This is a genomic window from Microbacterium sp. NPDC055312, assembly GCF_053645675.1.
The window spans coordinates 504,387-528,470 of sequence record NZ_JBSHMU010000002.1; the positions used below are offsets into that span (position 1 = coordinate 504,387).

A 24,084-nucleotide genomic window follows, 5' to 3' on the forward strand; every position below is an offset into this window, starting at 1 on the left:
TCGCCATGACCGCCGACGCCGCGTCCGTGCGCACCTCACCGCCCACGCTGCACGACGTGGCCCGCGCAGCGGGCGTCTCGCTCGCGACGGCCTCGCGCGTGCTCAACGGCTCGGAGCGCAAGGTGGCCGCGTCGTTCCGCGAGCGGGTCGAGCGGGCCGCCGACGAGCTCGGCTACACCGCGAACGCCTCGGCGCAGGCCACCGCGCGGGGCACCTCGGCGGCCATCGCGCTGCTCGTCGCCGACATCGCCGACCCGTACTTCGGGCTGATCGCCTCGGGCGTCGCGCGGTTGGCCGACGCCGCGGGGCTCATCGTCACCGTGGCGATCACCGAACGCGATGCCGACCGCGAGGTGCGCATCCTGCGTGCGCTGCGCGGTCAGCGCCCGCGCGGCGTGATCCTCGCCGCCTCTCGTGCCGAGAACCAGGGTGCGTCGAGCATCGCCGAGCTGGCAGCGCTGCGCGCACTGGGCGGGCGCACCGTCACCTTCGGCGACGGCGGCGACCGGAGCATCCTGATCGACAACCGCGGCGGTGCGGAGCGACTGGGCGTGCAGATGGCGCGGCTCGGCTACCGTCGCGCGATCGCCATCGTCGCGGCCGAGGGCGTGCGCACCTCCGACGATCGCCTCGCCGGGTTCACCGCAGGGTTCGCCGCCGGAGGCGGTGAGGTCGGTCGCGTGCTCCGTGGATCGTTCGAGCGCGAGGCGGGTGCCGCGGCGATGACCGCCGCCCTCGCTGAGGGGGTGGATGCCGGGACCCTTGTCTTCGCGCTCAGCGACGTGATCGCCGTGGGCGCGATGACGGCGATCCGCGATGCGGGACGCCGCGTGGGGGAGGACATCGCCGTGTGCGGGTTCGACGACGTTCCGGTCAGCCGCGACGTCACCCCGCGGCTGACGACCGTGCGCGTGCCACTGAGCGACCTCGGTGAGCAGGCGTTCCGCGCGGTCGTCGACCCGGAGTGGACTCAGCCGCCCGCCGATCTCGAGGTGATCGTGCGCGAGAGCACACCGGGCGTGGCCCCGTGACCCGGGTGGTCTTCGCCCCGGACAGCTTCAAAGGCACGATCGCAGCAGCGGATGCTGCCCGCGTGCTGGCGGACGCGTGGCTGTCGGTCGATCCGAGCGCCGATGCGGTGCTGCGCCCGATGGCAGACGGGGGAGAGGGCACCGTCGCCGCCTTCGCCGCGGCGGTTCCGGGCGCCGAGCGGATGCCGATCACCGTCGACGGCCCTGCCGGGCATCCCGTCGAGACATCCTGGCTGCTGCTGCCGGCGTCCGCCGAGACACCCGGCGGCACGGCCGTGATCGATCTGGCCTCGACGTCGGGCATCGAGCTGCTCGACGAGCTGCGGCCCTGGGATGCCGATTCGCGCGGCTTCGGGCAGGCGATCGCGGCGGCACTCGACCACGGCGTCTCACGGCTGGTGCTCGGCATCGGATCGAGTGCGTCGACCGACGGCGGCACCGGCATGCTGCGCGCACTCGGTGCGCGCTTCCTCGCCGCGGACGGCACGGAGGTCGCGCCGGGCGCGCGGGGTCTCGGCGAGATCGCCTCGGTCGACCTTGCTCGCGTGCGCCTCGCTCCGGAGGTGCGGGTGCTCACCGACGTCACCAACCCGCTCACCGGCCCCCGCGGCGCGGCGGCGGTGTTCGGCCCGCAGAAGGGGCTGGTCGACATCGCCGATCAGCGGCGGACGGATGCCGGTCTCGCGCGCCTCGCCGAACAGCTCGACCTTGACCCGCGGACCCCGGGCGCCGGTGCCGCGGGCGGAGTGGGCGCCGCGCTGCTCGCCTGGGGCGGCGCGCTGCTGCCGGGGGCTGCGGAGGTCGCGCACCTGATCGGCCTCGCCGACGCCATCGCCGGGGCCGACGTCGTCGTGACCGGCGAGGGCGCCTACGACGGGCAGTCCGGCGACGGCAAGGTGCCGTCGTTCGTGGCATCCCTCGCCGCAGAAGCGGGCGTCGACGCGCTGCTCGTCGCCGGGCGCATCGACGACGACGCCGACATCGGGCTCTTCGCCGAGGTCCGCTCGCTGACTGCGCTCGCCGGGTCGGGTGCGGCCGCGCTGGCCGACACCTCGCGGTGGCTGCACGAGGCGGGGCGGCAGCTCGCGGGCACTCGGCGCTGACCCTGCCGGGCCTGCGCGGCGGCCGGTTCCGCGGCGGAACCGGCGAGGAGCGCCGCTCTCAGCCGCCGAGGGCGGCCGACACGACGGCCCGCGCCTCCTCCTGCACCTGCGCGAGGTGCTCCGGACCCTTGAGGCTCTCGGCGTACAGCTTGTAGACGTCCTCCGTGCCCGAGGGGCGCGCGGCGAACCACGCGTGCTCGGTCTGCACCTTCAGCCCGCCGATCGCCGCGCCGTTGCCCGGCGCATGCGACAGCTTCGCCGTGATGGGCTCGCCGGCCAGGTCGGTCGCGCTCACGGCATCCGGAGCCAGCTTGCTCAGCGTCGCCTTCTGCTCCGGCGTCGCCGGGGCGTCCACCCGCTGGTAGGCGGACGATCCGAAGGCCTGCTCGAGCTCGCGGTAGCGCTCCGACGGCGTCTTGCCGGTCACCGCGATGATCTCGGCGGCGAGCAGGCAGAGCAGGATGCCGTCCTTGTCGGTCGACCACACGGTGCCGTCCATGCGCAGGAACGACGCGCCGGCCGACTCCTCGCCGCCGAACGCGACCGAGCCGTCGAGCAGACCGGGCACGAACCACTTGAACCCGACCGGAACCTCGAGCAGGCGGCGGCCGAGCGACTCGGCGACGCGGTCGATGATCATCGACGACACGAGCGTCTTGCCGATCGCGGCGTCGCGCGGCCACTCGGTGCGGTGCGAGAACAGGTAGTCGATCGCCACGGCGAGGTAGTGGTTCGGGTTCATCAGCCCGGCGTCGGAGGTGACGATGCCGTGCCGGTCGGCGTCGGCGTCGTTACCGGTGAGCACGTCGTAGTCGCCGCGCTTCGCCACGAGCGATGCCATCGCGCTGGGCGATGACGGATCCATGCGGATCTTCTCGTCCCAGTCGAGGGTCATGAAACGCCAGGTCGGGTCGACCTCGGGATTCACCACGGTGAGGTCGATGCCGTGCATCTCCTTGATCAGCTGCCAGTACTCGACCGACGCGCCGCCCATGGGATCCGCGCCGATCCGCACGCCCGCCCGCTTGATCGCCTCGATGTCGATGATCGACGGCAGGTCGCGCACGTACGCGTCGCGGAAGTCGTACTGGCCGATCGTGTCGTCGTCGATGTCGGCGTGGGGGATGCGCTCGACACCCTCCAGGCCCGCCTCGATCAGCGCGTTGGCGCGCTCGGCGATCCACCCGGTCGCGTCGGTGTCGGCGGGCCCACCGTGCGGCGGGTTGTACTTGAAGCCGCCGTCGCGGGGCGGGTTGTGGCTCGGGGTGATGACGATGCCGTCGGCACGCTCGGGGTCGTCGGCCGCGCGCCCTCGGTTGCTGGTGAGGATGGCGTGGCTGAGCGCCGGGGTGGGCACCCACGAGTCGCGCGAGTCGACGCGCACATCGACGCCGTTGCCGATCAGCACCTCGATCGCGGTGCGCTCGGCGGGAAGCGACAGCGCATGCGTGTCGCGACCGAGGAAGAGCGGCCCACGGATGCCCTGCTCGCGGCGGTAGTCGACGATGGCCTGCGTGGTGGCCACGATGTGCTGCTCGTTGAAGCTCGTCGTGAGCGAGGAGCCGCGGTGCCCGCTCGTGCCGAACGCGACCCGCTGCGCGGCGACGGACGGGTCGGGGATGCGGTCGTAGTAGGCGGCGATCAGCTCGTCGACGTCGATGAGGTCTTGTTCCTCCGCAGGGAGGCCGGCTCGGCTCGTCATGGGAACAGTCTGCCCCTCCTCGGGCGGTCGCGCACCTCGGCCGGGGGCGGATGCCGTGACCTGGGGGTTCACGGCGATGACACGGCTCGAAGGGGCGCGCAGCTGCGGGGCTAGGCTGACCACGTGACCGAACGCCGCACCTACAGCTACCTGGGCCCTGCAGGAACCTTCACCGAAGCGGCGCTCGAGCAGGTGCCCGAGGCTCGCGGTCACGACTGGAAGGCCGTGCACAACGTCGGCGAGGCGCTCGCCGACGTGCTCGAAGGTCGCAGCCACGCGGCGATGATCGCGATCGAGAACTCCGTCGAGGGCGGGGTGTCGACGACGCTCGACGCGCTCGCCACGCTGCCCGGACTGCGCATCATCGGCGAGTACCTCGTGAAGGTGAACTTCGTGCTCGTCGGCAAGCCGGGAGTGCGACTGGAGGATGTCGAGGTCATCGCCGCGCATCCGGTCGCCTACGCGCAGTGCCACAGCTGGCTCGGCGAGCACCTGCCGCGGCACGCCCATGTTCCGGCGGCGAGCAACGTGGCATCCATCCTCGGCGTGCTCGACGGGTCGTCGCCCGCTCAGGCGGCCATCGCGGCGCCCGGGATCGTGCAGCATCACGACGTCGAGGTGCTGGCCGAGCAGATCGGCGACAACGACAACGCCGTGACGCGCTTCGTGCTCGTGTCGAAGCCGGCCCCGCCCAGCGAGCCGACCGGAGCCGACAAGACCTCGCTGATCGTCGAGCTGCCCGACGACCGCCCCGGCGCGCTGCTCGACATGCTCGAGCAGTTCTCGACCCGCGGCATCAACCTGTCGCTGCTGCAGTCGCGGCCGGTCGGCGACGCGCTCGGCCGGTACCGATTCGTGGTGGATGCCGACGGGCACGCGTACGACGAGCGCATGGCCGACGCTCTGCTGGGCATCCGCCGGTTCAGCCCGCGCGTCGTGTTCCTCGGCTCGTACCCCCGCGCCGACCGCCGGATCGTGCACTACCCCGAGCGGTACGCCGACGGCGTGTTCGTCGAGGCCCGCGACTGGCTGCGCGCCCTGCTGCACGGCGAGCCGGAGGCGTAGGCCCGGCGTCACGCGTGCGGGGTCATTGGTGTACGTGTTTCGGCTGGGAAGTGTGCGTGATTGACCTCGCAGCGGTGAGTGGTCCGATCAGCCGGTCAGACTGAGCGGGATGCGATGCCGCCTCGGATGCGGTCGATCAGCGTATCGGCGTCGTTGAGGTCCTCCTGGGTGAGGCGAATCACGATCCAGCCGAGCGCCTCCAGCTCTCGCTGGCGTTGGATGTCTCGCCGCCACTGCTCGGCGCTCGTGCGATGTCCGTCGCCCTCGTACTCGATCGCGATCTTCAGCTCCGGGTAAGCCAGATCGGTGCGCGCGACGAGCCTGAAGCCATCCAGCACTCTGTACTGCACAACCGGTTCGGGCAGCCCGTGCTCCCGCAGAAGCAGCCGGGTCTCGGTCTCCTTCGGCGATTCCATCGCGTAGCGGGCGAGATCGAGTGCTTTCCGGATGATGCCGCACCCGGGAAACCTGCGCCAGACCGCGAGGCGCTCGGCGATGTCTTCGATCATCACCAGCGGACGATTCTGTCGAAGCGCAGGGTAGTTGTTCGCGGTGGTGAGGATCGCGTCGATCAGCGTCACCGCCTGGAGAAGAGTGAGCGATTTCGCGCACGTGAAGAGCGTCGCAACAGGGTCGAGTACGGGCACGCCGTCGATCCTGTGGATGTTGAGCCGCTCCGGAGCGAGCCGAAGCCCGGACACGCCTGCGGTGCGTGGGCGAGAACCGTTCGTGGGCACGAATACATGAAGAGTCTCGTCTTCCTCCCACGCCGCAGGGATCGGCATCCGCCAGAGGCGCGCTGCTGTCTTGCCTCCGAAGCGCTGATCGGGAGCAAGACGCGGCGCGTACGCCTTCACCAAGTCGTCGAATGCCGCGGCTTCCGCTGTGACGCGGATGCCGTGAAACGGGCGAGCGAGATCGGCGGCATCTCGACGCCTGCGGGGGACTCCCGCACCCGCAGCCTCTCTGACGGTGAACCGTGTGCCCAACATCCGAGGAAGGGGAGTCTGCGTGCGCATCCGTCCATGGTCGACGCGCGTCGAACCCCGAGTCGTTGCGTACCCCGGTGGCGGTGGACAACATCTCGATCCGCTCGATCTGTGGACAAGCATGACTGCGCGGGTGCGGGGTCACTTGGGTACGGTTCCGCCGCTGGGAGCGTACGTAATTGACCTCGCGCCCCGCGTGGCGATCCCGGGCGGCGTCGGGGGCGCGGGGCGCACGGGTGCGGGGTCACTTGGGAACGGTTCCGCCGCCTGAAGCGTACGTAACTGACCTCGCACCCCCGCGAAGCCAGCGCGCCTAGGCCAGCAGCAGGTCCAACGTCTGCACGCGGCCCGGCGTCGCGTCCAGCGGCTCGGCGTCGTAGGCGCCGGCCACGGGGGAGATCATGATCTCGTCGACGCCGTGCTGCGCGGCGAACGAGGCGAGCGATGCGCGCACGTCGTCACCCGACCCGATGAACCACCGCTGACGCATCGCGTCGATGAGGGTCTGCTCGGCGGCATCCGAAGCCGCGGCCAGCGCCTCCTCGACCGTCTCGAGAACCCGCATCGGCTTGCTGCCGCGCAGACGCGCCATCGCGCGCAACTGCGGCAGGGCGCGCTCCGAAGCCTCGTCTGCCGAAGGAGCCGCCACCACGTTCGCCGTGAGGAAGGTGAGCGGCTCGGACAGCGCCTCGGATGGGCGGAACTGCGACCGGTACAGATCGAGCGCGCGCTCGAGCCCGACTCCGGCGAAGTGGTTCGCGAACACGTAGGGCAGGCCGTGCGCGGCCGCGAGCTGGGCGGAGTAGTCGCTCGACCCGAGCAGCCAGATGGTGGGGGATCCGGATGCCACAGGCGTGGCCTTCACACCGTATTCGCCGCCGCTGGTGAAGCGCACCGTCGCGCCGTCGGGCTGCAGCATCGCGGCGATGTCCTGCACGTGGGCGGGGAAGCGCTCGACGTCGCCGGTGGTCCCCGACTGGCGTAGCAGATGCGTGATCACCGGGTCGCTGCCGGGGGCTCGACCGATGCCGAGGTCGATGCGCCCCGGGGCGAGCGCCTCGAGCGCCGCGAACTGCTCGGCGACGATGAGCGGCGCGTGGTTCGGCAGCATCACGCCACCTGACCCGACGCGGATCCGCTGCGTGCGAGCCGCGGCAGCAGCGATCAGCACCGGGGGAGCGGTCGATGCCACCGAGGGCATGTTGTGGTGCTCGGCGAACCAGTAGCGGGCGAGTCCGAGGGCGTCGGCATGGTGAGCGAGAGCCATCGACGACGCGACGGCCTGCGCGCTGGTCTGGCGCGAGCGGACGGGAACGAGATCGAGAACCGAGAAGGAGAGAGCAGTCATCATCAGCTTCAACCGCGCAGGTCGGCAGCGCATTCCGCGACCCGGGTCGACGCGACCCGGGTTCGACCCGACACGGGCTTGACCGCCGTCGCGGCGGGGCGTAGGCCGAAGGCATGCGCAGTTTCGCAGACAGGACGGATGCCGGTCGCCTTCTCGCCGAGCGGATGAGGGAGCACCCGGATGCCCTCGCCGCGACCCCGGGCGAGATCGTGGTGCTCGGGCTGCCCCGCGGCGGAGTGCCGGTGGCCGCGGAGGTGGCCAGCGCGCTGCACGCCCCGCTCGACGTGCTCGTCGTGCGCAAGGTCGGGGTGCCCTGGCATCCGGAGCTCGCGATGGCCGCCGTCGGGGAGGAGGGCGCGGTGGTGCGCAATGACGACGTGATCGCGGCATCCGGCATCACCCCGGAGATGCTGGCCGCGGCAGAGGCGCGCGAGCGCGCCGAGGTGGCACGGCGCGCGCAGCGGTTCCGCGGCGGACGTGATGCCGTGCCGCTCGCCGGGCGCACCGCGCTGATCGTCGACGACGGCGTCGCCACCGGCGCGTCGATGCGCGTCGCCTGCGAGATCGCACGCGCGCGGCGTGCGCGCCGGATCGTCGCGGCGGCCCCGGTGGGCGCGCCCGAGGCGATCGAGTCACTGCGCCCCGTCGCCGACGAGGTCGTCTGCCTCGCCGTGCCCCGCGACTTCATGGCCGTCGGCATGCACTACGTCGACTTCCGCCAGACCCCGGATGCCGAAGTGGAGCGCCTGATGACGAGCGCCGACCGGCTGTGACCTCCGCCATCGGCGGATCACAGGCGTACCCTTCGTGAAATGGAGTCCAGCATCTTCTTCATCGTCGTCGGCGCGGTCGCGGTCGCAGCCGTGGCGCGGGGACGCGGGTGGCCCGCGCCGCTGCTCGTCACCGTCGTCGCGCTCGCCGCGTCGTTCCTGCCCTTCATCCCCGATGTCGCGATCGACGGTCACGTGCTGCTGAGCATCGTGCTGCCGCCGCTGCTGTACTCGGCAACGCTCGACGTGTCGTTTCTGAGCTTCCACCGCGCGATGCCGCAGATCCGACGGCTGGGCATCGGTCTCGTCGTCGTCACCGCGGTCGTCGTCGGGCTGCTGGCGTGGTGGATCATGCCCGAGCTGACCCTGCCGGGCGCCTTGCTGCTGGGGGCGATCGTCGCTCCTCCGGATGCCGTGTCTGCGGCGTCGATAGGTCGCCGGCTGGGCCTGCCGCGGCGCATCATGACGGTGCTGTCGGGGGAGAGCCTGATCAACGACGCCACGTCGCTGACCATGTTCCGGGTGTTCGCGGCGATCGTGGCCGGAGCGACGGTGTCGCTGTGGGACGGCATCTGGCAGTTCGCGCTCGCCGTGGTGGTCGGCGTGGCGGTCGGGCTGGCGTTCGGCGTCGTGCTGCACCAGCTGCGGATGCGGGTCGACGATCCGGTCGTGAACGGCACGTTCGGTCTGCTGGCGCCGTTCGGCGCCTACGCGATCGCCGAGCAGCTGCTCGGATCGGGCGTGCTGGCGGTCGTCGCGATGGGGCTGTTCGTCGGGTTCAACGCTCCCAAGACGAGTTACGCGACCAGGCAACAGGAGGCCCCGCTGTGGCTGTCGGCCGACTTCCTGCTCGAGTCGTTCGTGTTCGCGTACATCGGGCTGCAGCTGCCGCGAGTGGTCGGTGAGCTGAAGGACGGCGAGGGTGGCACGATCCTGCTGCTCGCGGTGGTCGTGCTGCTGGCGGTGCTGATCGTGCGGCCGCTGTTCGTGTACCCGGCCGGCGCGTGGGGGCGGCGCTGGACCACGCTGCGTCTGCGCAGATGGGAGAAGATGTCGGCGGCCAAGAAGGTGCTTCCCCTCGCCGAGGGGCGGGGCCGACGGCATCCGCTCACCGCGGATCAGCTGCGCCGTCGCCTGACCGAGACCCGGCTCTCGTGGCGCGACAACGCGGTGATCTCGTGGGCCGGGATGCGCGGGGTGGTGACGCTCGCGACGGCGCTCGCCGCCGCCGATCTGGCAGCCCTCGACGCCGTCGCCTCTCACGCGATCGTCGTGGTCGCGTTCGTCGTGACCGTCGGCACCCTGCTGCTGCAGGGACTCACGCTGCCCTGGCTGATCCGCGCGATGGGTGTGGTCGACGACGACGAGGCGCGGGAGGATGCCAGGCAGCTGGAGGCGGTGCGCGAGCGCAGTCGCGAGGCGGGCAAGGCCTATCTGCGCGAGATGCGGCGCGCGTGGGCGCAGGAGCACGGCGAGGAGCGGCTGCCGGCGTTCGACGCGTATGCCGAACGGCTGGTGCGGATGCAGTCCGACGCGGACCGCGTCGGGGAGGAGCCGGCACGGCCGTCGGCCGAGCAGTTCGCGGCGATGGCGAAGGGGTGGCTGGCGGCGCGCCGCGACCTGCTGCTCGAGGAGCGGCGCGCCGGCAACCTGAGTGAGGAGGTCATGCACGAGCTGATCGCGGCGATGGATGCCGAAGAGCTCGCGCTCGACACGAGGATGGCGCTGCGCACCTGACCGGGGGCTGCCCCGGCGGCCGCGGCGTCAGGCCGCCACGAGAGTGTCGACCGCCGGGCGGGTCAGCCGCAGGGCGGTGAGGATCTGCCAGCGCGCGCTGTAGCTGTGTCCGCGCAGCTGCTCGAGGGCGGCGATGTCGTCGCGGTCGAGTCCGTCGCGGACGGCTTCGCGCAGCAGGTCGTCTTTCGTGGCGGGGAACTCCATCTCGGCGAGGAATCGACCCAGCGCGGGTGTCGGTGACATGGGAGTGTCCTTCCGGATCAGGGCGGGGAGCGCCCGACCCGGGCGCTCCCCACGGCGGATCAGGCGCTGATCGCCTCTCGGGTGTCGGTCGACTCGACCTGGATGCGGCGCGGCTTCGCGCGCTCGCTGACGGGGATGATGACCGAGAGCACACCGCTGTCATACGACGCGCTGATGCGCTCGAGGTCGACTCCGTCGCCGAGCGTGAACTGGCGGAAGTAGGTTCCGGTGCCGCGCTCGCGGGCGATCCAGCGCATGCCCTCGCCGGTGTCGGCGGTGCGCTGCGCGCGGATCGACAGCTGGGAGCCGTCGAGATCGACGTCGATCGAACCGGGGTCAGCTCCCGGGATGTCGGCGTGCAGGACATAGCGGTCGCCGTCGCGGCAGAGGTCGACGGGCATCACGCGCGGGGCGCGTACGGAGTCCAGCACGCTCGCGGCGAATCGATCGAGCTGACTGATCGGGTCGAGGGTCATGGCCATGGTGTTCTCCTTTCACTATGGGCCGCCGGGGCGGCGGCTCTGATCTCTGATGCAGGGAATCTGCATCCATTGCTGTATATTTATAGCGCCCAGTTCGACAGATTTCAAGTACCCGGAACGGATGCCAGATGACCGAGCGTGACGCCGCAACTCCGCTGTACGGGATCGCCGTGGCGGCCGATCTCGCCGACGTCCCCGAGGCGACGCTGCGGCTGTACGAGCGGCGCGGACTGCTCACCCCGTTCCGCAGCGACGGCGGCACGAGGCGGTACAGCGACGACGACATCGATCGCCTGCGCCGGGTGGCCGAGCTGCGCGATGCCGGGGTGAACCTCGCCGGGATCGGGCGCGTGCTCGACCTGGAGGACGAGAACGTCGATCTGCGACGCGAGCTCGAAGAGGAGCGCCGGTCGCGCTGAGAGCGCTGTTGCCGGCATCCGGATGCCGAAAGCGCCCCGCCCCGGGGAGGGGCGAGGCGCTCTGCGGAGGAAAGGGAAGCGGTCAGCGTGCGCCGGCCGGCTCCTTCGTGGCATCCGGCTCTGCGGCATCTGCCTCGTCGTCGACGTCGTCGGCGAACGGCAGACCGTTGCGGGGAGCGTTGTAGAGCTCCTCGTCGAGGATGCCCTCGCGCTTGGCGACGATGGTCGGGACGAGCGCCTGGCCCGCGACGTTGACCGCGGTGCGGCCCATGTCGAGGATCGGGTCGATGGCGAGCAGCAGGCCGACGCCCTCGAGCGGCAGGCCCAGAGTCGACAGGGTGAGCGTGAGCATCACGACCGCGCCGGTGGTGCCGGCGGTCGCGGCAGAGCCGACGACCGAGACGATCACGATCAGCAGGTACTGGATGAAGCTCAGCTGGATGTCGAAGAACTGCGCGACGAAGATCGCGGCGATGGCCGGGTAGATGGCGGCGCAGCCGTCCATCTTGGTGGTCGCGCCGAGCGGCACGGCGAACGAGGCGTAGCCGCGGGGCACGCCGAGGTTGCGCTCGGTGACGCGCTCGGTGAGCGGCAGGGTGCCGATCGACGAACGGCTGACGAAGGCCAGCTGCACGGCGGGCCAGACGCCCGAGAAGTACTGCTTGATCGACAGGCCGTGGGTCTTCACGAGGATCGGGTAGACCACGAAGATCACCAGGGCGAGGCCGATGTAGACGGCGGCGGCGAACCAGGCGAGCGAGGTCAGCTTGTCCCAGCCGTACTTGACGACGGCCGACCCGATGAGGCCGAAGGTGCCGATCGGGGCGATGCGGATGATCCACCACAGCACCCGCTGGATGACCTTGAGCAGCGACTCGGTGAACGCGAGGAACGGCTCGGCCTTGCGGCCGGCCTTGAGGGCTGCGATGCCGACGACCGCGGCCACGACGATGACCTGCAGGATGTTGAAGTTCACGTTCGAGACGAGCGTGCCCTCGACCGGGCCGGGGCCCGTCGAGACGGTGAGGCCGAGGAAGTTCTGCGGGATCAGGCCCAGCAGGAAGTTCCACCATGTGCCCACCGTGTACGGGTCGCCCGTGTCGAGGCCCGCGCCGGCCTTGGCACCGGGCTGGATGACCAGGCCGAGCGTGATGCCGATGATCACGGCGATGAACGCGGTGATGCCGAACCACAGGATCGTCTGACCCGCGAGGCGCGCGGCGTTCTGCACGCGGCGGAGGTTGGAGATGCTCGCGACGATCGCCGTGAAGATCAGCGGCACCACCGCCGCCTTCAGCAGCGTGACGTACGAGCTGCCGATGCGGTCGAGCGTGTCGGACAGCACGGTCGGGTTGGTGCCGCTCGCGCCGAGTGACACGGCGATCAGGCCGACGCCGATGCCCAGGATGAGGGCGGCGATGATCTGGAACCCGAACGAGGTCAGCAGCTTGCGTGCCGGGCTTCGGGTGTCGGGCGCCTTCTGGGCGCGCGCGGTGGAAGATGAGGTGCTCAAGAGGACTCCAATTGTCTGCGCGGAGTGCGCGTCGTGTGGAGTAAACGCTATGCGGAACGACGTATTCCAGAGAATAGATGTGACGAAGGATGACGGGGCCCGGGTCCCCCCGGCCCGGGCCGCGGTCGCTCCGCCCACCCCGCCCGGTCGCAGAGCGGACACCCTCCCGGTCGTTGAGCGAGCGAAGCGAGTCGAAACGGCCCTTCTCATAGCCGCGGATGTTCGACGAGTCGATGCGCGTGAGGTGCGCGAAGTCGTCTTGCGTGAGGCCTCGGCGCACCCGCTCGCCCGCGATCAGCTCGCCGATGCGAGCGGCAGCAGGGGAGCGGACGCGGCGCACCTGTCAAACGTGAGGAATGCGGGCGACATGTCCCAGGGTTCACGCACCCGGGTACAAGTACCGATCCGGGGTTGACGCCCTGGAGGTGCAATGGCCGGCGCGCCCAACGCAGATGCGCTCGACGCTCTGCTCGCTGCCGATGGCGTTCATCGATACGGCGGCGTTGCCGCTGTGGGAGCGCGTCAGCATCCCTCTCGACTTCGATGACGCGGGTGCAGCGGTGTACCTCGACATGCTGGCCAGGGTCCTCGAGGACGGGCTGATCTCGACCGTCGAGTACTCACGCCTCGAGGCGATCGCCGAAGTGGCGCATCTGGACGCCGACCGAATCACCGCGCTGCACGCCCAATACGTCACAGCGGCATGGGAGGAAGCCCTCGCCGATGGGACGGTGAGTGAAAGCGAACGCCGCGAGCTCGCTCAGATCGCAACGATTCTCGACCTTCCCGTGCCGGAGCTTCCCGCCGCGCCTCTGAAAAGACAGGCCTTCACGCCGGTCGAGCGCCGGGTCGAGAAGCTCAGAAGTGCGGAATCGGATGCCGTCGTCGCGACGGGCGCGTCATTCACCTTGTCGCCCGGGGCGCGAGTGGTGTTCACGGGAACCATGAGCAGGCCCCGCGAGGCGTGGGCCCGGGCGCTCGCTGACGCCGGGTTCGTGACAGGCAGCGTGACGAAGAACTGCGTCGTGCTGGTCGCGCAAGACCCGGCGAGCCAATCCGGCAAGGCGAGGACAGTCCGCACGCACGGCATACCGATCGTGACCGAGGCCGAGTTCATCCCGGCCTTCGACGCGTACATTCTGCAGTACGGCTTGACGGGTTGACCGACCCGCTGTCAGCGCGGACTCGCGTGTTCATACCAATGTCGGTGGCCCCTGCGACGATGAAGTATGGCAACTTTCACCGAGGTCGCGGCGCTCGTCCCGACCCTGCGCGACCGGGGCGACGCGTGCGCGTCGCTCACGCAGGCGCAGCACGCGGTGACCGCCATGACGGATGCCGAGGTCGTCGCCGTCCTGCGTGAAGCCAACGAAGCGCTGCAGCACGCCGAGCAGCTGCGGCTGATCGCGGTCGGCGTCATCGCCACCCGCTCGCGCCGCGACGCCGGCCACTCCGGCGCCGCGCAGAAAGAGGGCCATCGCACCGCTGCCTCGCTCGTGCAGAAGATCACCGGCTCGAGCAAGGCAGACGCCTCCCGGCAGGTGCGCGTCGGCGAGGCGATGCTCGGCGGGGAGCCGGATTCGTCGGGCGCGGGTGCCGAGCATCCGGATGCTTCTGCCGATCCGGATGCCACGTGGCGGCCGATCGATTGGCGCGAGCCGCTGCGCGCTGCGCGCCGGGACGGGCGCATCAGCACGACCCAGTTCGACGTCATCGAAAGAGGACTCGGCGAGCCGCCAGCCGTCGACGGAATCGTCGACGAGCAGCAGCGACGCGACGCCGAGGACCACGTCCGCGCCGCGTGGGCGCAGGCCGCCGAAGAACTCGTCGCCGAAGCGGGCGAGCGCACCGCCGAAGAGCTCGGCGCCGCGGCCAGGGCGATCCGCGACCTGCTCGACCCCGAAGGTGCTGAGCAGCGGTTCCGCGATCGGTACGAGAATCGCTCTTACCGTGTGTGGACCGACCAGTACGGCGTGCGTCGCGCCAGCATCGCCTACGACGATCACGGCGCGGCGCTCGTCGGCACGCTCATCGATGCTGCGCTGCGGCCACGCAGGGGTGGCCCGCGATTCGTGGACTCGGAAGAGCAGGCCAGGGCCAAAGCCCTGACAGACGATCCGCGCACCAACGAGCAGCTGCAGTACGACCTCATCATCGACCTTCTTCGCGCGGGCGCGCTTGCCGACGCGAAAGACGTGTTCGGCACACGGCAGGCCGGGGTGCGACTGGTGCAGGTGGTCGACGGCGACGGCGCGCGCGTCGGCTACTCCGAAGACGGACTCGGCGCGGTTCCGGATGCCATGATCGATCAGCACATCTGCGACTCCGGCATCGTGCCCGTCCGCGTCGACGCGTGCGGCAATCCGCTCGACGTAGGCCGAGAGCAGCGTCTCTTCACGCCTCGGCAGCGCATCGCCCTCGCCCTGCGCGACGGTGGATGCCGGTGGACGGGATGCGACCGCCCCGCCTCGTACTGCGAATCGCACCACATCGACGAATGGCATCGCGACGGCGGGCGCACCGAGATCGATCGCGGGATACTGCTCTGCCGCTTCCACCACATGGAACTGCACCACGGCGGATGGCGCGTCACGCGCGACGGCAAAGACGATTTCCAGCTTCACGATCCCGGGGGAGCAGTGCGCGCTCTGCGGGCACGCGGCTTCCTCTCCTACGCGTGGGGCGCGCTCGGGCCACCGCCGCTGCGGTTCCGGCCGGCCATCGCCTGACGCCGGTCGGACGGACGGCGGAGAAAGCGTCCGGGTCGACGGGGCGTGGAACGGACGTGTGGTGGTTGGGCGCGCGGACGGCCGTCGGGCAAGTGAGAGGGCGGCGGTGACCGCGGTCGGACAGTCGGGCGGCGACGGACGCCCGGCGGCCTCGCGGCCGGGAGCATCCGCGAATCAGCGCGCGACTCCCCGCTCACCCGTCGACCGGAAGCGCGCCGCCAGTGTCTCGAACGCGGCGGCCAGCTCGGGCGGACCCACGACCTCCATCGCGACCTCGAACCGGCCGAACGACGCGGCCAGCGATCCCCACGACCACGAACCGGCCTCGAGAGCGCACCTGTTCTCATCAACGACCGAGACAGTGCCGTCGCCCGCGAAGGGAAGCACCCGACGCGCCGGCAGATCGAGGATCACCGTGCCCACGCACGCCCACTCCTTCGCGTTCGAGCCCTTGAGCCGACCCGAGACGAACTCACTCACGTCTCCACCGGGCACGAGCCGTGGCGTGAACCGCGGCCCGTGCGGCGAACGAGGGCGAACCCGGTCGACGCTGAAGAGGCGCCAGTCGTCGCGATCAAGATCCCAGCCGAGCAGAAACCACCGGCCGCTCGACGTGACGAGGCGCACCGGCTCCACCCGCCGACCCGCCGGCCGACCTGCCGACCGAGCGCCCTCCCCGTCACCGCGCTCGGCGTAGTCGAAACGCACCACCTCCAGCGCGCGAATCGCATCCGCGAGATCGACGAGCACATCGAACGGCACCCGCATCGGCGCCGGGTCGCCCGCTCGAACCACAGACGTCACCTCCAGCGCATCCAGCCGATGGCGCAGCCGAGACGGCATCACCTGCCGAATCGTCGCGAGCGCGCGGGTCGCCGCCTCTGCGATGCCTCCACCGATCACCGGCGTGGTCTGCAGAGCGAGAGCGACGGCCACCGCCTGGTCGTCGTCGAACAGCAGAGGCGGCAGCTCACTGCCGGCATCGAGCCGGTATCCGCCCGCAGGCCCCATCGTGGCGCGGATGCGGTACCCCATCTCGCGCAGCCGGTCGATGTCTCGTCGCAGCGTCCGGCCGCTGATTCCCAGCCGGGATGCCAGATGGGGGCCGGGCCAGTCCCTGCGGACCTGCAGCAGCGAAAGCAGAGTCAGCAGCCGCGCTGTCGTCGTCATGGCGCCCACTCTATTCACGAAAGCGGACAGAACCAGACCTACATGACTGCGATCGTTGCTTCAACGGCCACACCGGGCCACCACATCAAGGAGCAGACATGAGCATTCAGACGACCACCCACCTCAACTTCCGCGGTGACGCGCGCGCCGCGCTCGAGTTCTACCAGTCCGTCTTCGGCGGCCACCTGATCGTCAACACCTACGCCGATTTCGGAATGCCGGCCGAGGCGCCCGGCTCCGACAACGTCGTCTTCGGCCTTGTCGCCGCAGACAACGGCTTCCGCATCATGGGCTACGACATCCCCGGCCGAGCCGAAGACGGCATCGCCGGCGGTGGAGCGACCCACCGCGAGAACAACACGACGGTCACCGACCAGGCGGTCTTCGTCGCGATCGGCGCCGACGACCTCGACGAGCTTCAGGGGCGGTGGGATGCCCTGTCCGAGGGCGCGACCATCGTCGAACCGCTCGCCGCGTCGGCCTGGAGCCCCGGCTTCGGCATGCTCACCGACCGATTCGGCGTCACCTGGAGCTTCAGCGTCAACTCCTGATTCTCCGGGCCACGCAGGTCGAGCGAAGCGGCTGCACAGGAGACACGCGCGATCGAGACGACGTCCGAAACAGAATCGCCCGGCTCATCGGCACAGGCCGAAGAGCCGGGCGCGTCCGTGAGACCGCGTCAGTCGCGCGGGGAGAGCACGAGCAGGTCGCCGACCTCGCAGTCGAGCGCCTCGCACACCGCACGCAGAGTCGAGAAGCGGATCGCCCGCGCGCGATCGTTCTTGAGCACCGAGAGGTTCACGATGCTCACCCCCACCCGCGCGCTCAGCTCGGTCAGCGTCATCGAGCGTTCTGCGAGAAGCTCGTCCAGGCGGCAGTGGATGCCCGTGAACTCGTCGTCCACCTCTGCCGGCGTCACACCAACCCCTCCGTCTCGCGCCGCAGCTGCTCGCGCTCGTTCTGCAGCTGCGCTCCGTAGCGGAAGATCGCCGACAGGGCGAACAATCCGACGGCCACGGCGAACGGCCACAGCTCGATGCGTAATTCGAACGGAATCAGGGTGGCGTCCGAAGACCAATCCAACGAGCGCACGGCCAGAGTCATCCCGATCTGCTGCAGCAGATCGCCGAACACAGCGGAGAGCATCATCACGATCGCCATCGCCCCGAACGTGCGAGACACACTGCGGTGGAACGGCTCCCGCTCACCGGCACGCCGGGTCGCGTTGTAGATCGCCCAGGCCACAGCCGCGGATGCCACGAGGCTGAGCACCGTGCCGACGTAGATCAGCAGCCGGATGCTGAAGGGGATCGGCCCCACCAGCGAACCGCACAGCAGCCCTCCGTCTTCCAGCGAATCCAGACAAGCGCTCGACGCGAGCGCATCCTCCTGCTCCTGCACAGCGAGATAGGTGGCATCCGAGAGCACGACACCCGGACCGCTCAGGATCTGCACTCCGCTGAGCACGAGGCCGAGCGCTACGAGGAAGAGGTACAGCCACGACGCGCTCCGGGTGACGTCCAACGCCAGCGTCGTGCTGCCGTGTCGACGCGCACGCCAGATCGAGACCGCCGCGACGAGCGCGGCGACGCTGAGCCAGGCTCCGAGCCAGCCCAGTCCGGACAGCAGGTCTGCGGATGAAAGAAGCATCAGACCAGGCCCTCGGTCTCGCGCTGCAGGCGGTCGCCGACCACGAACACCGAACCGACCACGGCCAGGGCGAACGCGGCGAGCACGAAGGTGAACGGCTCGACCGAGATCACGGCCGTGTCGAAGGGTCCGTCGACGGCGTGAGCCATCGCCGCGTTCGCCAGCATGGTGTCGAAGAGGTGCGCTGCCGCGGCACCGACCAGGCCGACTCCGCCGCCGATGGCCGCGAGCCGCGTGTTGGTCTTGCCGAACACCCGCCCGCGCAGGATGTTGCGGCTCAGGGCGATCAGGCAGGCCACTACGACGACGATGGTGACGCCGAAGGCCAGCTGGCCCAGCACGCCCGAAGCGACGCCCACGGCGTCGAGTCCCGTCACCGTGATGACGCCTCTATCCAGCTCGACCGGGATGGTTGTGCCGCCGATCTGCGCATCGGCCGTCGTGCCGATGAACTCGACCGGAACGTCGAGCGGGCCGCCGCCGACCAGTTCGACGATGCGCACGGCGACGTTCCATACCGTCCATGCGGCGATCGCCAGGCCGGCGATGACGAACAGCGCCAGGCTGACCGTGTCGCCCCTGCTCAGCGTGCGCTCCGCCGGAGCGCTGTCGGTGGTCTTCATGGGTGCTCCATATCGATAGTCGTTGTTATCGGCTTTCGTTAACATAACGACTGTCGATATGCGTCGTCAACAGGTGGGGGCATTTCGACTCGCTGCGCTCGCTCAATGACCGGGTGTTTCGAGGCGAGGGTGGCCCTTCGGCAAGCTCAGGGGCCCAGTGGGTGCAAGGGGATGCGGGCTGGGGCCCTTCGGCAGGCTCAGGGGCCCAGTGTGGGCTCGGGGGCCCAGTGTGGGCTCGGGGTATGCCGACGGCGAACACGGGCATTCCACCCCGCCGCGGTCGTTACTCTCGATGTACACGGCGCCACCGCCGCTTCGCCCCGCGCGAAAAGGAGTCACAGCATGTTCGAGAGATTCACCGACCGAGCCCGCCGGGTCGTCGTCCTCGCCCAAGAAGAGGCGAAGATGCTCAACCACAACTACATCGGCACCGAGCACATCCTGCTCGGCCTCATCCACGAGGGTGAGGGCGTCGCCGCCAAGGCCCTCGAGAGCCTCGGCATCTCCCTCGACGCCGTGCGCGAGCAGGTGCAGGACATCATCGGCCAGGGCCAGCAGCAGCCGACCGGCCACATCCCCTTCACGCCGCGCGCGAAGAAGGTGCTCGAGCTGAGCCTGCGCGAAGCGCTGCAGCTCGGCCACAACTACATCGGCACCGAGCACATCCTCCTCGGCCTCATCCGCGAGGGCGAGGGCGTCGCCGCCCAGGTGCTGGTCAAGCTCGGCGCCGACCTCAACAAGGTGCGCCAACAGGTCATCCAGCTGCTCTCGGGCGCACCCGGCCGTGAGACGGCCTCGGTGGGCGCCACGACCAACGAGAACCAGCAGTCCGCGCAAGGCGGCTCGCAGGTGCTCGACCAGTTCGGCCGCAACCTCACCCAGGCTGCGCGCGACGGCAAGCTCGACCCGGTCATCGGCCGCGAGAAGGAGGCCGAGCGGGTCATGCAGATCCTCTCGCGCCGCTCGAAGAACAACCCCGTCCTCATCGGCGAGCCCGGCGTCGGCAAGACCGCCGTCGTCGAGGGCCTCGCCCAGGCGATCGTCAAGGGCAACGTGCCCGAGACACTCAAGGACAAGCAGCTCTACTCGCTCGACCTCGGCTCGCTCATCGCCGGCTCCCGCTACCGCGGAGACTTCGAGGAGCGCCTGAAGAAGGTCACGAAGGAGATCCGCACCCGCGGCGACATCATCGTCTTCATCGACGAGATCCACACCCTCGTCGGCGCGGGCGCTGCAGAGGGAGCGATCGACGCGGCATCCATTCTGAAGCCGCTGCTCGCCCGGGGCGAGCTGCAGACGATCGGCGCCACCACCCTCGACGAGTACCGCAAGTACTTCGAGAAGGATGCCGCGCTCGAGCGTCGCTTCCAGCCCGTGCAGGTGAACGAGCCGACCCTGCCGCACGCGATCAACATCCTCAAGGGGCTGCGCGACCGCTACGAGGCGCACCACAAGGTGCAGATCACCGACGGCGCCATCGTCGCCGCGGCGAACCTCGCCGACCGCTACGTCTCCGACCGGTTCCTGCCCGACAAGGCGATCGACCTGATCGACGAGGCCGGCGCGCGTCTGCGCCTGAGCATCCTCTCCTCCCCGCCCGAGCTGCGCGAGTTCGACGAGAAGATCGCGAAGGTCCGTCAGGACAAGGAGGCCGCGTCCGAAGAGCAGGACTTCGAGAAGGCCGCAGCGCTCCGCGACCAGGAGAAGGAGCTGCTCGGTGAGCGGCTGCGCCTCGAGAAGCAGTGGCGTGCGGGCGACGTCGCGACCCAGGCGGTCGTCGACGAGGGCCTGATCGCCGAGGTGCTCGCCCAGGCCACCGGCATCCCGGTGTTCAAGCTCACGGAAGAGGAGTCGAGCCGACTCGTCTTCATGGAGAAGGCGCTGCACCAGCGCGTCATCGGACAGGAAGAGGCGATCGCGGCACTCAGCCGCACGATCCGTCGCCAGCGCGCGGGCCTCAAGGACCCGAAGCGCCCCAGCGGCTCGTTCATCTTCGCCGGCCCGACCGGCGTCGGCAAGACCGAGCTCGCGAAGGCCCTCGCGGAGTTCCTGTTCGACGACGAGGCCGCGCTCATCTCGCTCGACATGAGCGAGTTCGGCGAGAAGCACACCGTCTCGCGCCTGTTCGGAGCCCCTCCCGGATTCGTCGGATTCGAAGAGGGCGGACAGCTCACCGAGAAGGTGCGCCGCAAGCCGTTCTCGGTCGTCCTGTTCGACGAGATCGAGAAGGCCCACCCCGACATCTTCAACTCGCTCCTGCAGATCCTCGAAGAGGGTCGACTGACCGACGGTCAGGGCCGCGTGGTCGACTTCAAGAACACCGTGATCATCATGACGACCAACCTCGGCTCGTCGGCGATCGCCGGTGGTCCGGTCGGCTTCCAGATCGAGGGCAACTCGCAGACGACCTACGAGCGGATGAAGGGCAAGGTCGACGAAGAGCTCAAGCGCCACTTCAAGCCCGAGTTCCTCAACCGCCTCGACGACATCATCGTCTTCCCGCAGCTGAACAAGGACGAGCTGCGTCAGATCGTCGGCCTGTTCACCAAGCAGCTCGGCGACCGCCTGCTCGACCGCGACATGACCGTCGAGCTGTCGGATGCCGCGAAGGACAAGCTCATCGACATCGGCTTCGACCCGGCTCTTGGTGCGCGTCCGCTGCGTCGCGCCATGCAGCGCGAGATCGAGGACCAGCTCTCCGAGCGCATCCTGCACGGCCAGCTGAACACCGGAGACCACGTGAAGGTCGACGTCGTCGACGGCAAGTTCGCCTTCGAGCACGCCCCGCGCGGCGAGAAGGTGTCGGTCGGCATCAACACCGGCGGCGGCATCTCGACCACGCCCGAGATCGCGGCGGGCTGATCACGCCAGAACGAAAGAGCGGGCGGATGCCATCGGCATCCGCCCGCTCTTTCGCGTACTGCGGTGTCAGCGGGGATCGTTCCACGACCAGATGTCATCGCCGCGCAGCATGGCATCCGCCCCGCCGTCGTCGTAGATGACCTGACCGGCCAGGTGGGTGTTCTCGACCCCGGTCAGCCAGATCAGCAGGTACGCGATCGACTCGGGCGACTGGTGGCTGTTCAGCGGCATCGGCACGGCGGCGTCGACCATCGCGCGCCCCTCATCGGTGGCGAGCAGCTGCTCGGTCATCGGGGTCAGCACGGTGCCGGGGGCGACCGCGTTGAGCGGGATGCCCGCACCCGCCCACTCGGGCGAGATGGAGCGGCGGCGCACCCAGCGCGACAGTGCGCGCTTCGACGCCGGGTACACCTGGTACGCCTCGGCCGGTCCCTTCGCGGTCAGCTGCTCGGCGATTGCGAGCGTCGCCGCTTCGTCGCCCGACAGCGCCGCCTCGACCAGCTCGGGCCGGCTCGGCTGCAGCGACGCCATCGACGAGACCACGACGGCGCGCGGTGCGTCGGAGCGTTCGAGAGCCGGACGCAACGCCTCGAGCAGCTCGGTCACGCCGAAGTAGTTGACCGAGAGCGTCTTCGCGATCGGCGCCGAGATGCCGGCGCACGCGATCACGGCGTCGACGGTTCCGCCGGCGAGGTCGATCGCCGCAGCGGCAGCCGACTGGCGGCCCTCCGCCGTGCTGAGGTCGGCCTCGATGTCGGCGTCGCGCAGATCGATGCCGATCACCCGCGCGCCGCGGTCGCGCAGCAGCCGCGCGGTGGTCTCGCCGATGCCGGACGCCGATCCGGTGACGACATAGGTGCGGGTCATGACTGATCCTCCTCAGATCTGCGCTCCGGGTGGGAGCGCGGCGGGTCCCCGGCGGAACCGCCGGGGGAGTCGGTGACGCCCAGTCGCGCGACGAGGTCGGCGACCTGAGTGGCCAGGGCGGTGGCGTCGGCGCGCGAGCGGTCGCGCAGCGCGTGTCGCATCATCCGGATGCCCTGCGCGAGCAGTCGCTGATGGGCGGCCGCGCCCTCGGCGGAGAGGGCGACGATGCTCGCCCGGCCGTCGCGCGGATCCGGCTCGCGGGTGATCATCCCGGCGCGCTCGAGGCGGGTCAGCTGCTTGCTCACGGTCGGCCGGCTGCTGTGCATCGCCTCGGCGAGATCGCCGGCGCGCAGCGGCCCGTGCAGGCCCAGGATGTACAGCGCCGAGACGTCGGCGGCGTCGACGGTGACGCCGGCGCTCTGCGCGACGGAGCGCTGCACGCTCGGCGACGACCATCGCGCGACGAGAAGCGTGAGCGCTTCCAGCAGCACGTTCTCCGGGGAGGGTGCGTCTGCGGGCATGCCTTCACTGTACATGTAGTTGCCTGAGGCAATCATCTGAACATCGCGACTCCCAGCAGTCATGCGGATTCGCGGCAGGGCGGTCACTCTAGGGTGGAGCCGTGACAGACTTCCTCGTCCGCCCCGCCCGCAGCACAGATGTGATCGCCATCCACGCCCTGCTCGAACCGCTCGTCGAGCAGCGCATCCTGCTCGGCAAGGACCTCGCCGTGCTCTACGGCGCCGTGCAGGAGTTCGTCGTCGCCGAGGTCGACGGTCAGCTGATCGGGTGCGGCGCCCTGCACGTCATGTGGGAGGACCTGGGCGAGGTGCGCACTCTGCTCGTGCGCGACGAGTACCTGCGCCACGGCGTCGGCCGCGCGATCGTCACTGACCTCGAGCACCGCGCCCGCCAGCTCGGACTCACCCGGCTGTTCTGCCTCACGTTCGAGACCGAGTTCTTCTCGCGCCGCGGCTTCGAGCCGATCGGCGAGCAGGTGGTCGACGCCGACGTGTACTCGCAGCTGCTGCGCAGCGGTGACGCCGGTGTGGAGGAGTTCCTCGATCTCGCCCACGTCAAGCCGAACACGCTCGGCAACACGAGGATGATCAAGCACCTGAATTAGCCTGGACTCATGCCCCGCCAGTCCGCCGCCGTCTACCGTCGCCGCCGGCTTGCGGTGCTGCTGCTTCTCGTTCTCGCGCTCGCCGCCGTCGGCGGCGGCGTGTGGCTCGCGATCGCGAAGCCGTGGTCGGCGTCCGCGCCGACCGACCGCACGCCCACTCCGGATGCCGGGACGCCGACTGCAGGTGGTGCCCCCAGCGCGTCGCCGGATGCGAGCCCGGAGCCCTCGGAGACTCCCGGCATCGCTGCGTGCACTGCGGAGGACGTGTCCGTGGCCGCGGTCACCGACGCCGATACCTATCCCGCTGAGGCGCTGCCGCAGCTGTCGATCTCGCTGACCAACAAGGGTACGGCGGACTGCACCCTGAACGTGGGCTCCAGTGCGCAGACCTTCACCGTGAGCAGCGGAGACGACGTGTGGTGGCGCTCGACGGACTGCCAATCCGAGTCGAGCGACATGATCGTCACCCTCGAGGCCGGCTCGTCCGTGGCCAGTGCGACGCCGGTCGTCTGGGACCGCACGCGCTCATCGCCGGACACCTGCGAGGAGCAGAATCGCCCTCGCGCGCCGGGAGGCGGGGCCTCGTATCACGTCGCCGTGTCCATCGGCGGCTTCAGCAGTGAGGCCCCCAAGCAGATCATGCTGCGCTGAGCGA

Annotated in this window: 24 protein-coding genes; 12 read left to right on the plus strand and 12 right to left on the minus strand. The window is 70.0% G+C overall.

Features of this window, described 5'->3' with window-relative positions; genetic code table 11:
- The first annotated feature begins 5 nt into the window (after positions 1-5).
- Both ACWIDW_RS06780 and ACWIDW_RS06785 read left to right on the plus strand, forming a co-directional pair.
- Positions 6-1,031: a LacI family DNA-binding transcriptional regulator gene (locus ACWIDW_RS06780; RefSeq protein ID WP_454123994.1), complete on the plus strand. Its 1,026-nt coding sequence runs from the start codon at positions 6-8 to the stop codon at positions 1,029-1,031.
- Positions 1,028-2,134 carry a glycerate kinase gene (locus ACWIDW_RS06785; protein WP_454123995.1) on the plus strand — a complete coding sequence of 369 codons (1,107 nt, stop codon included), beginning with the start codon at positions 1,028-1,030 and terminating at the stop codon, positions 2,132-2,134. Before ACWIDW_RS06780 ends, ACWIDW_RS06785 begins: the two co-directional genes overlap by 4 nt.
- Before the next feature lie 58 nt (positions 2,135-2,192).
- On the opposite strand, the gene pgm is transcribed toward ACWIDW_RS06785, so the two are convergent.
- Positions 2,193-3,836, minus strand: a complete 1,644-nt coding sequence (pgm, locus tag ACWIDW_RS06790) for a phosphoglucomutase (alpha-D-glucose-1,6-bisphosphate-dependent) (RefSeq protein WP_454123997.1) — start codon at positions 3,834-3,836, stop codon at positions 2,193-2,195.
- Between the two features lie 123 nt (positions 3,837-3,959).
- On the opposite strand from pgm, the gene pheA reads away from it, so the two are divergent.
- Positions 3,960-4,901: a prephenate dehydratase gene (gene pheA, locus ACWIDW_RS06795; protein ID WP_454123999.1), complete on the plus strand. Its 942-nt coding sequence runs from the start codon at positions 3,960-3,962 to the stop codon at positions 4,899-4,901.
- Positions 4,902-4,996: 95 nt separating this feature from the next.
- On the opposite strand, the gene ACWIDW_RS06800 is transcribed toward pheA, so the two are convergent.
- Complete coding sequence (locus ACWIDW_RS06800) at positions 4,997-5,482, minus strand: endonuclease domain-containing protein (protein ID WP_454124001.1); 486 nt, start codon at positions 5,480-5,482, stop codon at positions 4,997-4,999.
- Positions 5,483-6,203: 721 nt separating this feature from the next.
- Positions 6,204-7,241, minus strand: coding sequence for an LLM class flavin-dependent oxidoreductase (locus tag ACWIDW_RS06805; protein WP_454124003.1), 1,038 nt, complete (start codon positions 7,239-7,241; stop codon positions 6,204-6,206).
- A 110-nt stretch (positions 7,242-7,351) separates the two neighbouring features.
- Here ACWIDW_RS06805 and ACWIDW_RS06810 point away from each other — a divergent pair, with 110 nt between their 5' ends.
- Together ACWIDW_RS06810 and ACWIDW_RS06815 are read left to right on the plus strand one after the other, a co-directional pair.
- Positions 7,352-8,011: a phosphoribosyltransferase gene (locus ACWIDW_RS06810; RefSeq protein WP_454124004.1), complete on the plus strand. Its 660-nt coding sequence runs from the start codon at positions 7,352-7,354 to the stop codon at positions 8,009-8,011.
- A gap of 39 nt (positions 8,012-8,050) precedes the next feature.
- Positions 8,051-9,745 (plus strand): cation:proton antiporter, encoded by a 1,695-nt coding sequence (locus ACWIDW_RS06815; protein ID WP_454124005.1) that lies wholly within the window; start codon positions 8,051-8,053, stop codon positions 9,743-9,745.
- Between the two features lie 27 nt (positions 9,746-9,772).
- On the opposite strand, the gene ACWIDW_RS06820 is transcribed toward ACWIDW_RS06815, so the two are convergent.
- Both ACWIDW_RS06820 and ACWIDW_RS06825 read right to left on the minus strand, forming a co-directional pair.
- Complete coding sequence (locus ACWIDW_RS06820; RefSeq protein ID WP_454124006.1) at positions 9,773-9,988, minus strand: DUF2795 domain-containing protein; 216 nt, start codon at positions 9,986-9,988, stop codon at positions 9,773-9,775.
- Between the two features lie 59 nt (positions 9,989-10,047).
- Positions 10,048-10,470 carry an Hsp20/alpha crystallin family protein gene (locus ACWIDW_RS06825; RefSeq protein ID WP_191712683.1) on the minus strand — a complete coding sequence of 141 codons (423 nt, stop codon included), beginning with the start codon at positions 10,468-10,470 and terminating at the stop codon, positions 10,048-10,050.
- Between the two features lie 128 nt (positions 10,471-10,598).
- Between ACWIDW_RS06825 and ACWIDW_RS06830 the strand changes: the two genes are divergently transcribed.
- Positions 10,599-10,889: a MerR family transcriptional regulator gene (locus ACWIDW_RS06830; RefSeq protein WP_454124008.1), complete on the plus strand. Its 291-nt coding sequence runs from the start codon at positions 10,599-10,601 to the stop codon at positions 10,887-10,889.
- An 82-nt stretch (positions 10,890-10,971) separates the two neighbouring features.
- Here ACWIDW_RS06830 and ACWIDW_RS06835 read toward each other — a convergent pair whose 3' ends face one another.
- Positions 10,972-12,402, minus strand: a complete 1,431-nt coding sequence (locus ACWIDW_RS06835; RefSeq protein ID WP_454124010.1) for a dicarboxylate/amino acid:cation symporter — start codon at positions 12,400-12,402, stop codon at positions 10,972-10,974.
- A gap of 560 nt (positions 12,403-12,962) precedes the next feature.
- Between ACWIDW_RS06835 and ACWIDW_RS06840 the strand changes: the two genes are divergently transcribed.
- Both ACWIDW_RS06840 and ACWIDW_RS06845 read left to right on the plus strand, forming a co-directional pair.
- Positions 12,963-13,565: a hypothetical protein gene (locus ACWIDW_RS06840; protein ID WP_454124012.1), complete on the plus strand. Its 603-nt coding sequence runs from the start codon at positions 12,963-12,965 to the stop codon at positions 13,563-13,565.
- Between the two features lie 66 nt (positions 13,566-13,631).
- Entirely contained in the window at positions 13,632-15,131 is a 1,500-nt protein-coding gene (locus ACWIDW_RS06845) for a DUF222 domain-containing protein (protein WP_454124014.1), read from the plus strand.
- Positions 15,132-15,305: 174 nt separating this feature from the next.
- Here ACWIDW_RS06845 and ACWIDW_RS06850 read toward each other — a convergent pair whose 3' ends face one another.
- Positions 15,306-16,301, minus strand: coding sequence for a helix-turn-helix transcriptional regulator (locus ACWIDW_RS06850; protein WP_454124016.1), 996 nt, complete (start codon positions 16,299-16,301; stop codon positions 15,306-15,308).
- A gap of 98 nt (positions 16,302-16,399) precedes the next feature.
- Here ACWIDW_RS06850 and ACWIDW_RS06855 point away from each other — a divergent pair, with 98 nt between their 5' ends.
- Positions 16,400-16,852 (plus strand): VOC family protein, encoded by a 453-nt coding sequence (locus ACWIDW_RS06855; protein WP_454124018.1) that lies wholly within the window; start codon positions 16,400-16,402, stop codon positions 16,850-16,852.
- Positions 16,853-16,980: 128 nt separating this feature from the next.
- Here ACWIDW_RS06855 and ACWIDW_RS06860 read toward each other — a convergent pair whose 3' ends face one another.
- Genes ACWIDW_RS06860 through ACWIDW_RS06870 form a run of 3 tightly spaced genes read right to left on the minus strand, consistent with a single transcriptional unit; the run spans position 16,981 to position 18,574 of the window.
- On the minus strand, positions 16,981-17,220 hold the full coding sequence (locus ACWIDW_RS06860) for a helix-turn-helix domain-containing protein (RefSeq protein ID WP_454124019.1): 240 nt from the start codon (positions 17,218-17,220) through the stop codon (positions 16,981-16,983).
- On the minus strand, positions 17,217-17,951 hold the full coding sequence (locus ACWIDW_RS06865) for a hypothetical protein (RefSeq protein ID WP_452322730.1): 735 nt from the start codon (positions 17,949-17,951) through the stop codon (positions 17,217-17,219). Before ACWIDW_RS06865 ends, ACWIDW_RS06860 begins: the two co-directional genes overlap by 4 nt.
- Positions 17,951-18,574 (minus strand): hypothetical protein, encoded by a 624-nt coding sequence (locus ACWIDW_RS06870; RefSeq protein WP_454124021.1) that lies wholly within the window; start codon positions 18,572-18,574, stop codon positions 17,951-17,953. Before ACWIDW_RS06870 ends, ACWIDW_RS06865 begins: the two co-directional genes overlap by 1 nt.
- A gap of 342 nt (positions 18,575-18,916) precedes the next feature.
- Here ACWIDW_RS06870 and ACWIDW_RS06875 point away from each other — a divergent pair, with 342 nt between their 5' ends.
- The gene (locus ACWIDW_RS06875; protein ID WP_454124022.1) at positions 18,917-21,436 is read left to right on the plus strand and encodes an ATP-dependent Clp protease ATP-binding subunit; all 2,520 of its coding nucleotides are present in this window, start codon (positions 18,917-18,919) and stop codon (positions 21,434-21,436) included.
- Positions 21,437-21,502: 66 nt separating this feature from the next.
- On the opposite strand, the gene ACWIDW_RS06880 is transcribed toward ACWIDW_RS06875, so the two are convergent.
- Together ACWIDW_RS06880 and ACWIDW_RS06885 are read right to left on the minus strand one after the other, a co-directional pair.
- Positions 21,503-22,303: an SDR family oxidoreductase gene (locus tag ACWIDW_RS06880; protein WP_454124024.1), complete on the minus strand. Its 801-nt coding sequence runs from the start codon at positions 22,301-22,303 to the stop codon at positions 21,503-21,505.
- The gene (locus ACWIDW_RS06885) at positions 22,300-22,824 is read right to left on the minus strand and encodes a MarR family winged helix-turn-helix transcriptional regulator (RefSeq protein WP_454124026.1); all 525 of its coding nucleotides are present in this window, start codon (positions 22,822-22,824) and stop codon (positions 22,300-22,302) included. The genes ACWIDW_RS06880 and ACWIDW_RS06885 overlap by 4 nt, the downstream gene beginning before the upstream one ends.
- 101 nt (positions 22,825-22,925) lie before the next feature.
- On the opposite strand from ACWIDW_RS06885, the gene ACWIDW_RS06890 reads away from it, so the two are divergent.
- Positions 22,926-23,429, plus strand: coding sequence for an amino-acid N-acetyltransferase (locus ACWIDW_RS06890; RefSeq protein ID WP_452323309.1), 504 nt, complete (start codon positions 22,926-22,928; stop codon positions 23,427-23,429).
- Between the two features lie 9 nt (positions 23,430-23,438).
- Positions 23,439-24,080, plus strand: coding sequence for a hypothetical protein (locus ACWIDW_RS06895; protein ID WP_454124028.1), 642 nt, complete (start codon positions 23,439-23,441; stop codon positions 24,078-24,080).
- Positions 24,081-24,084: the final 4 nt, after the last annotated feature.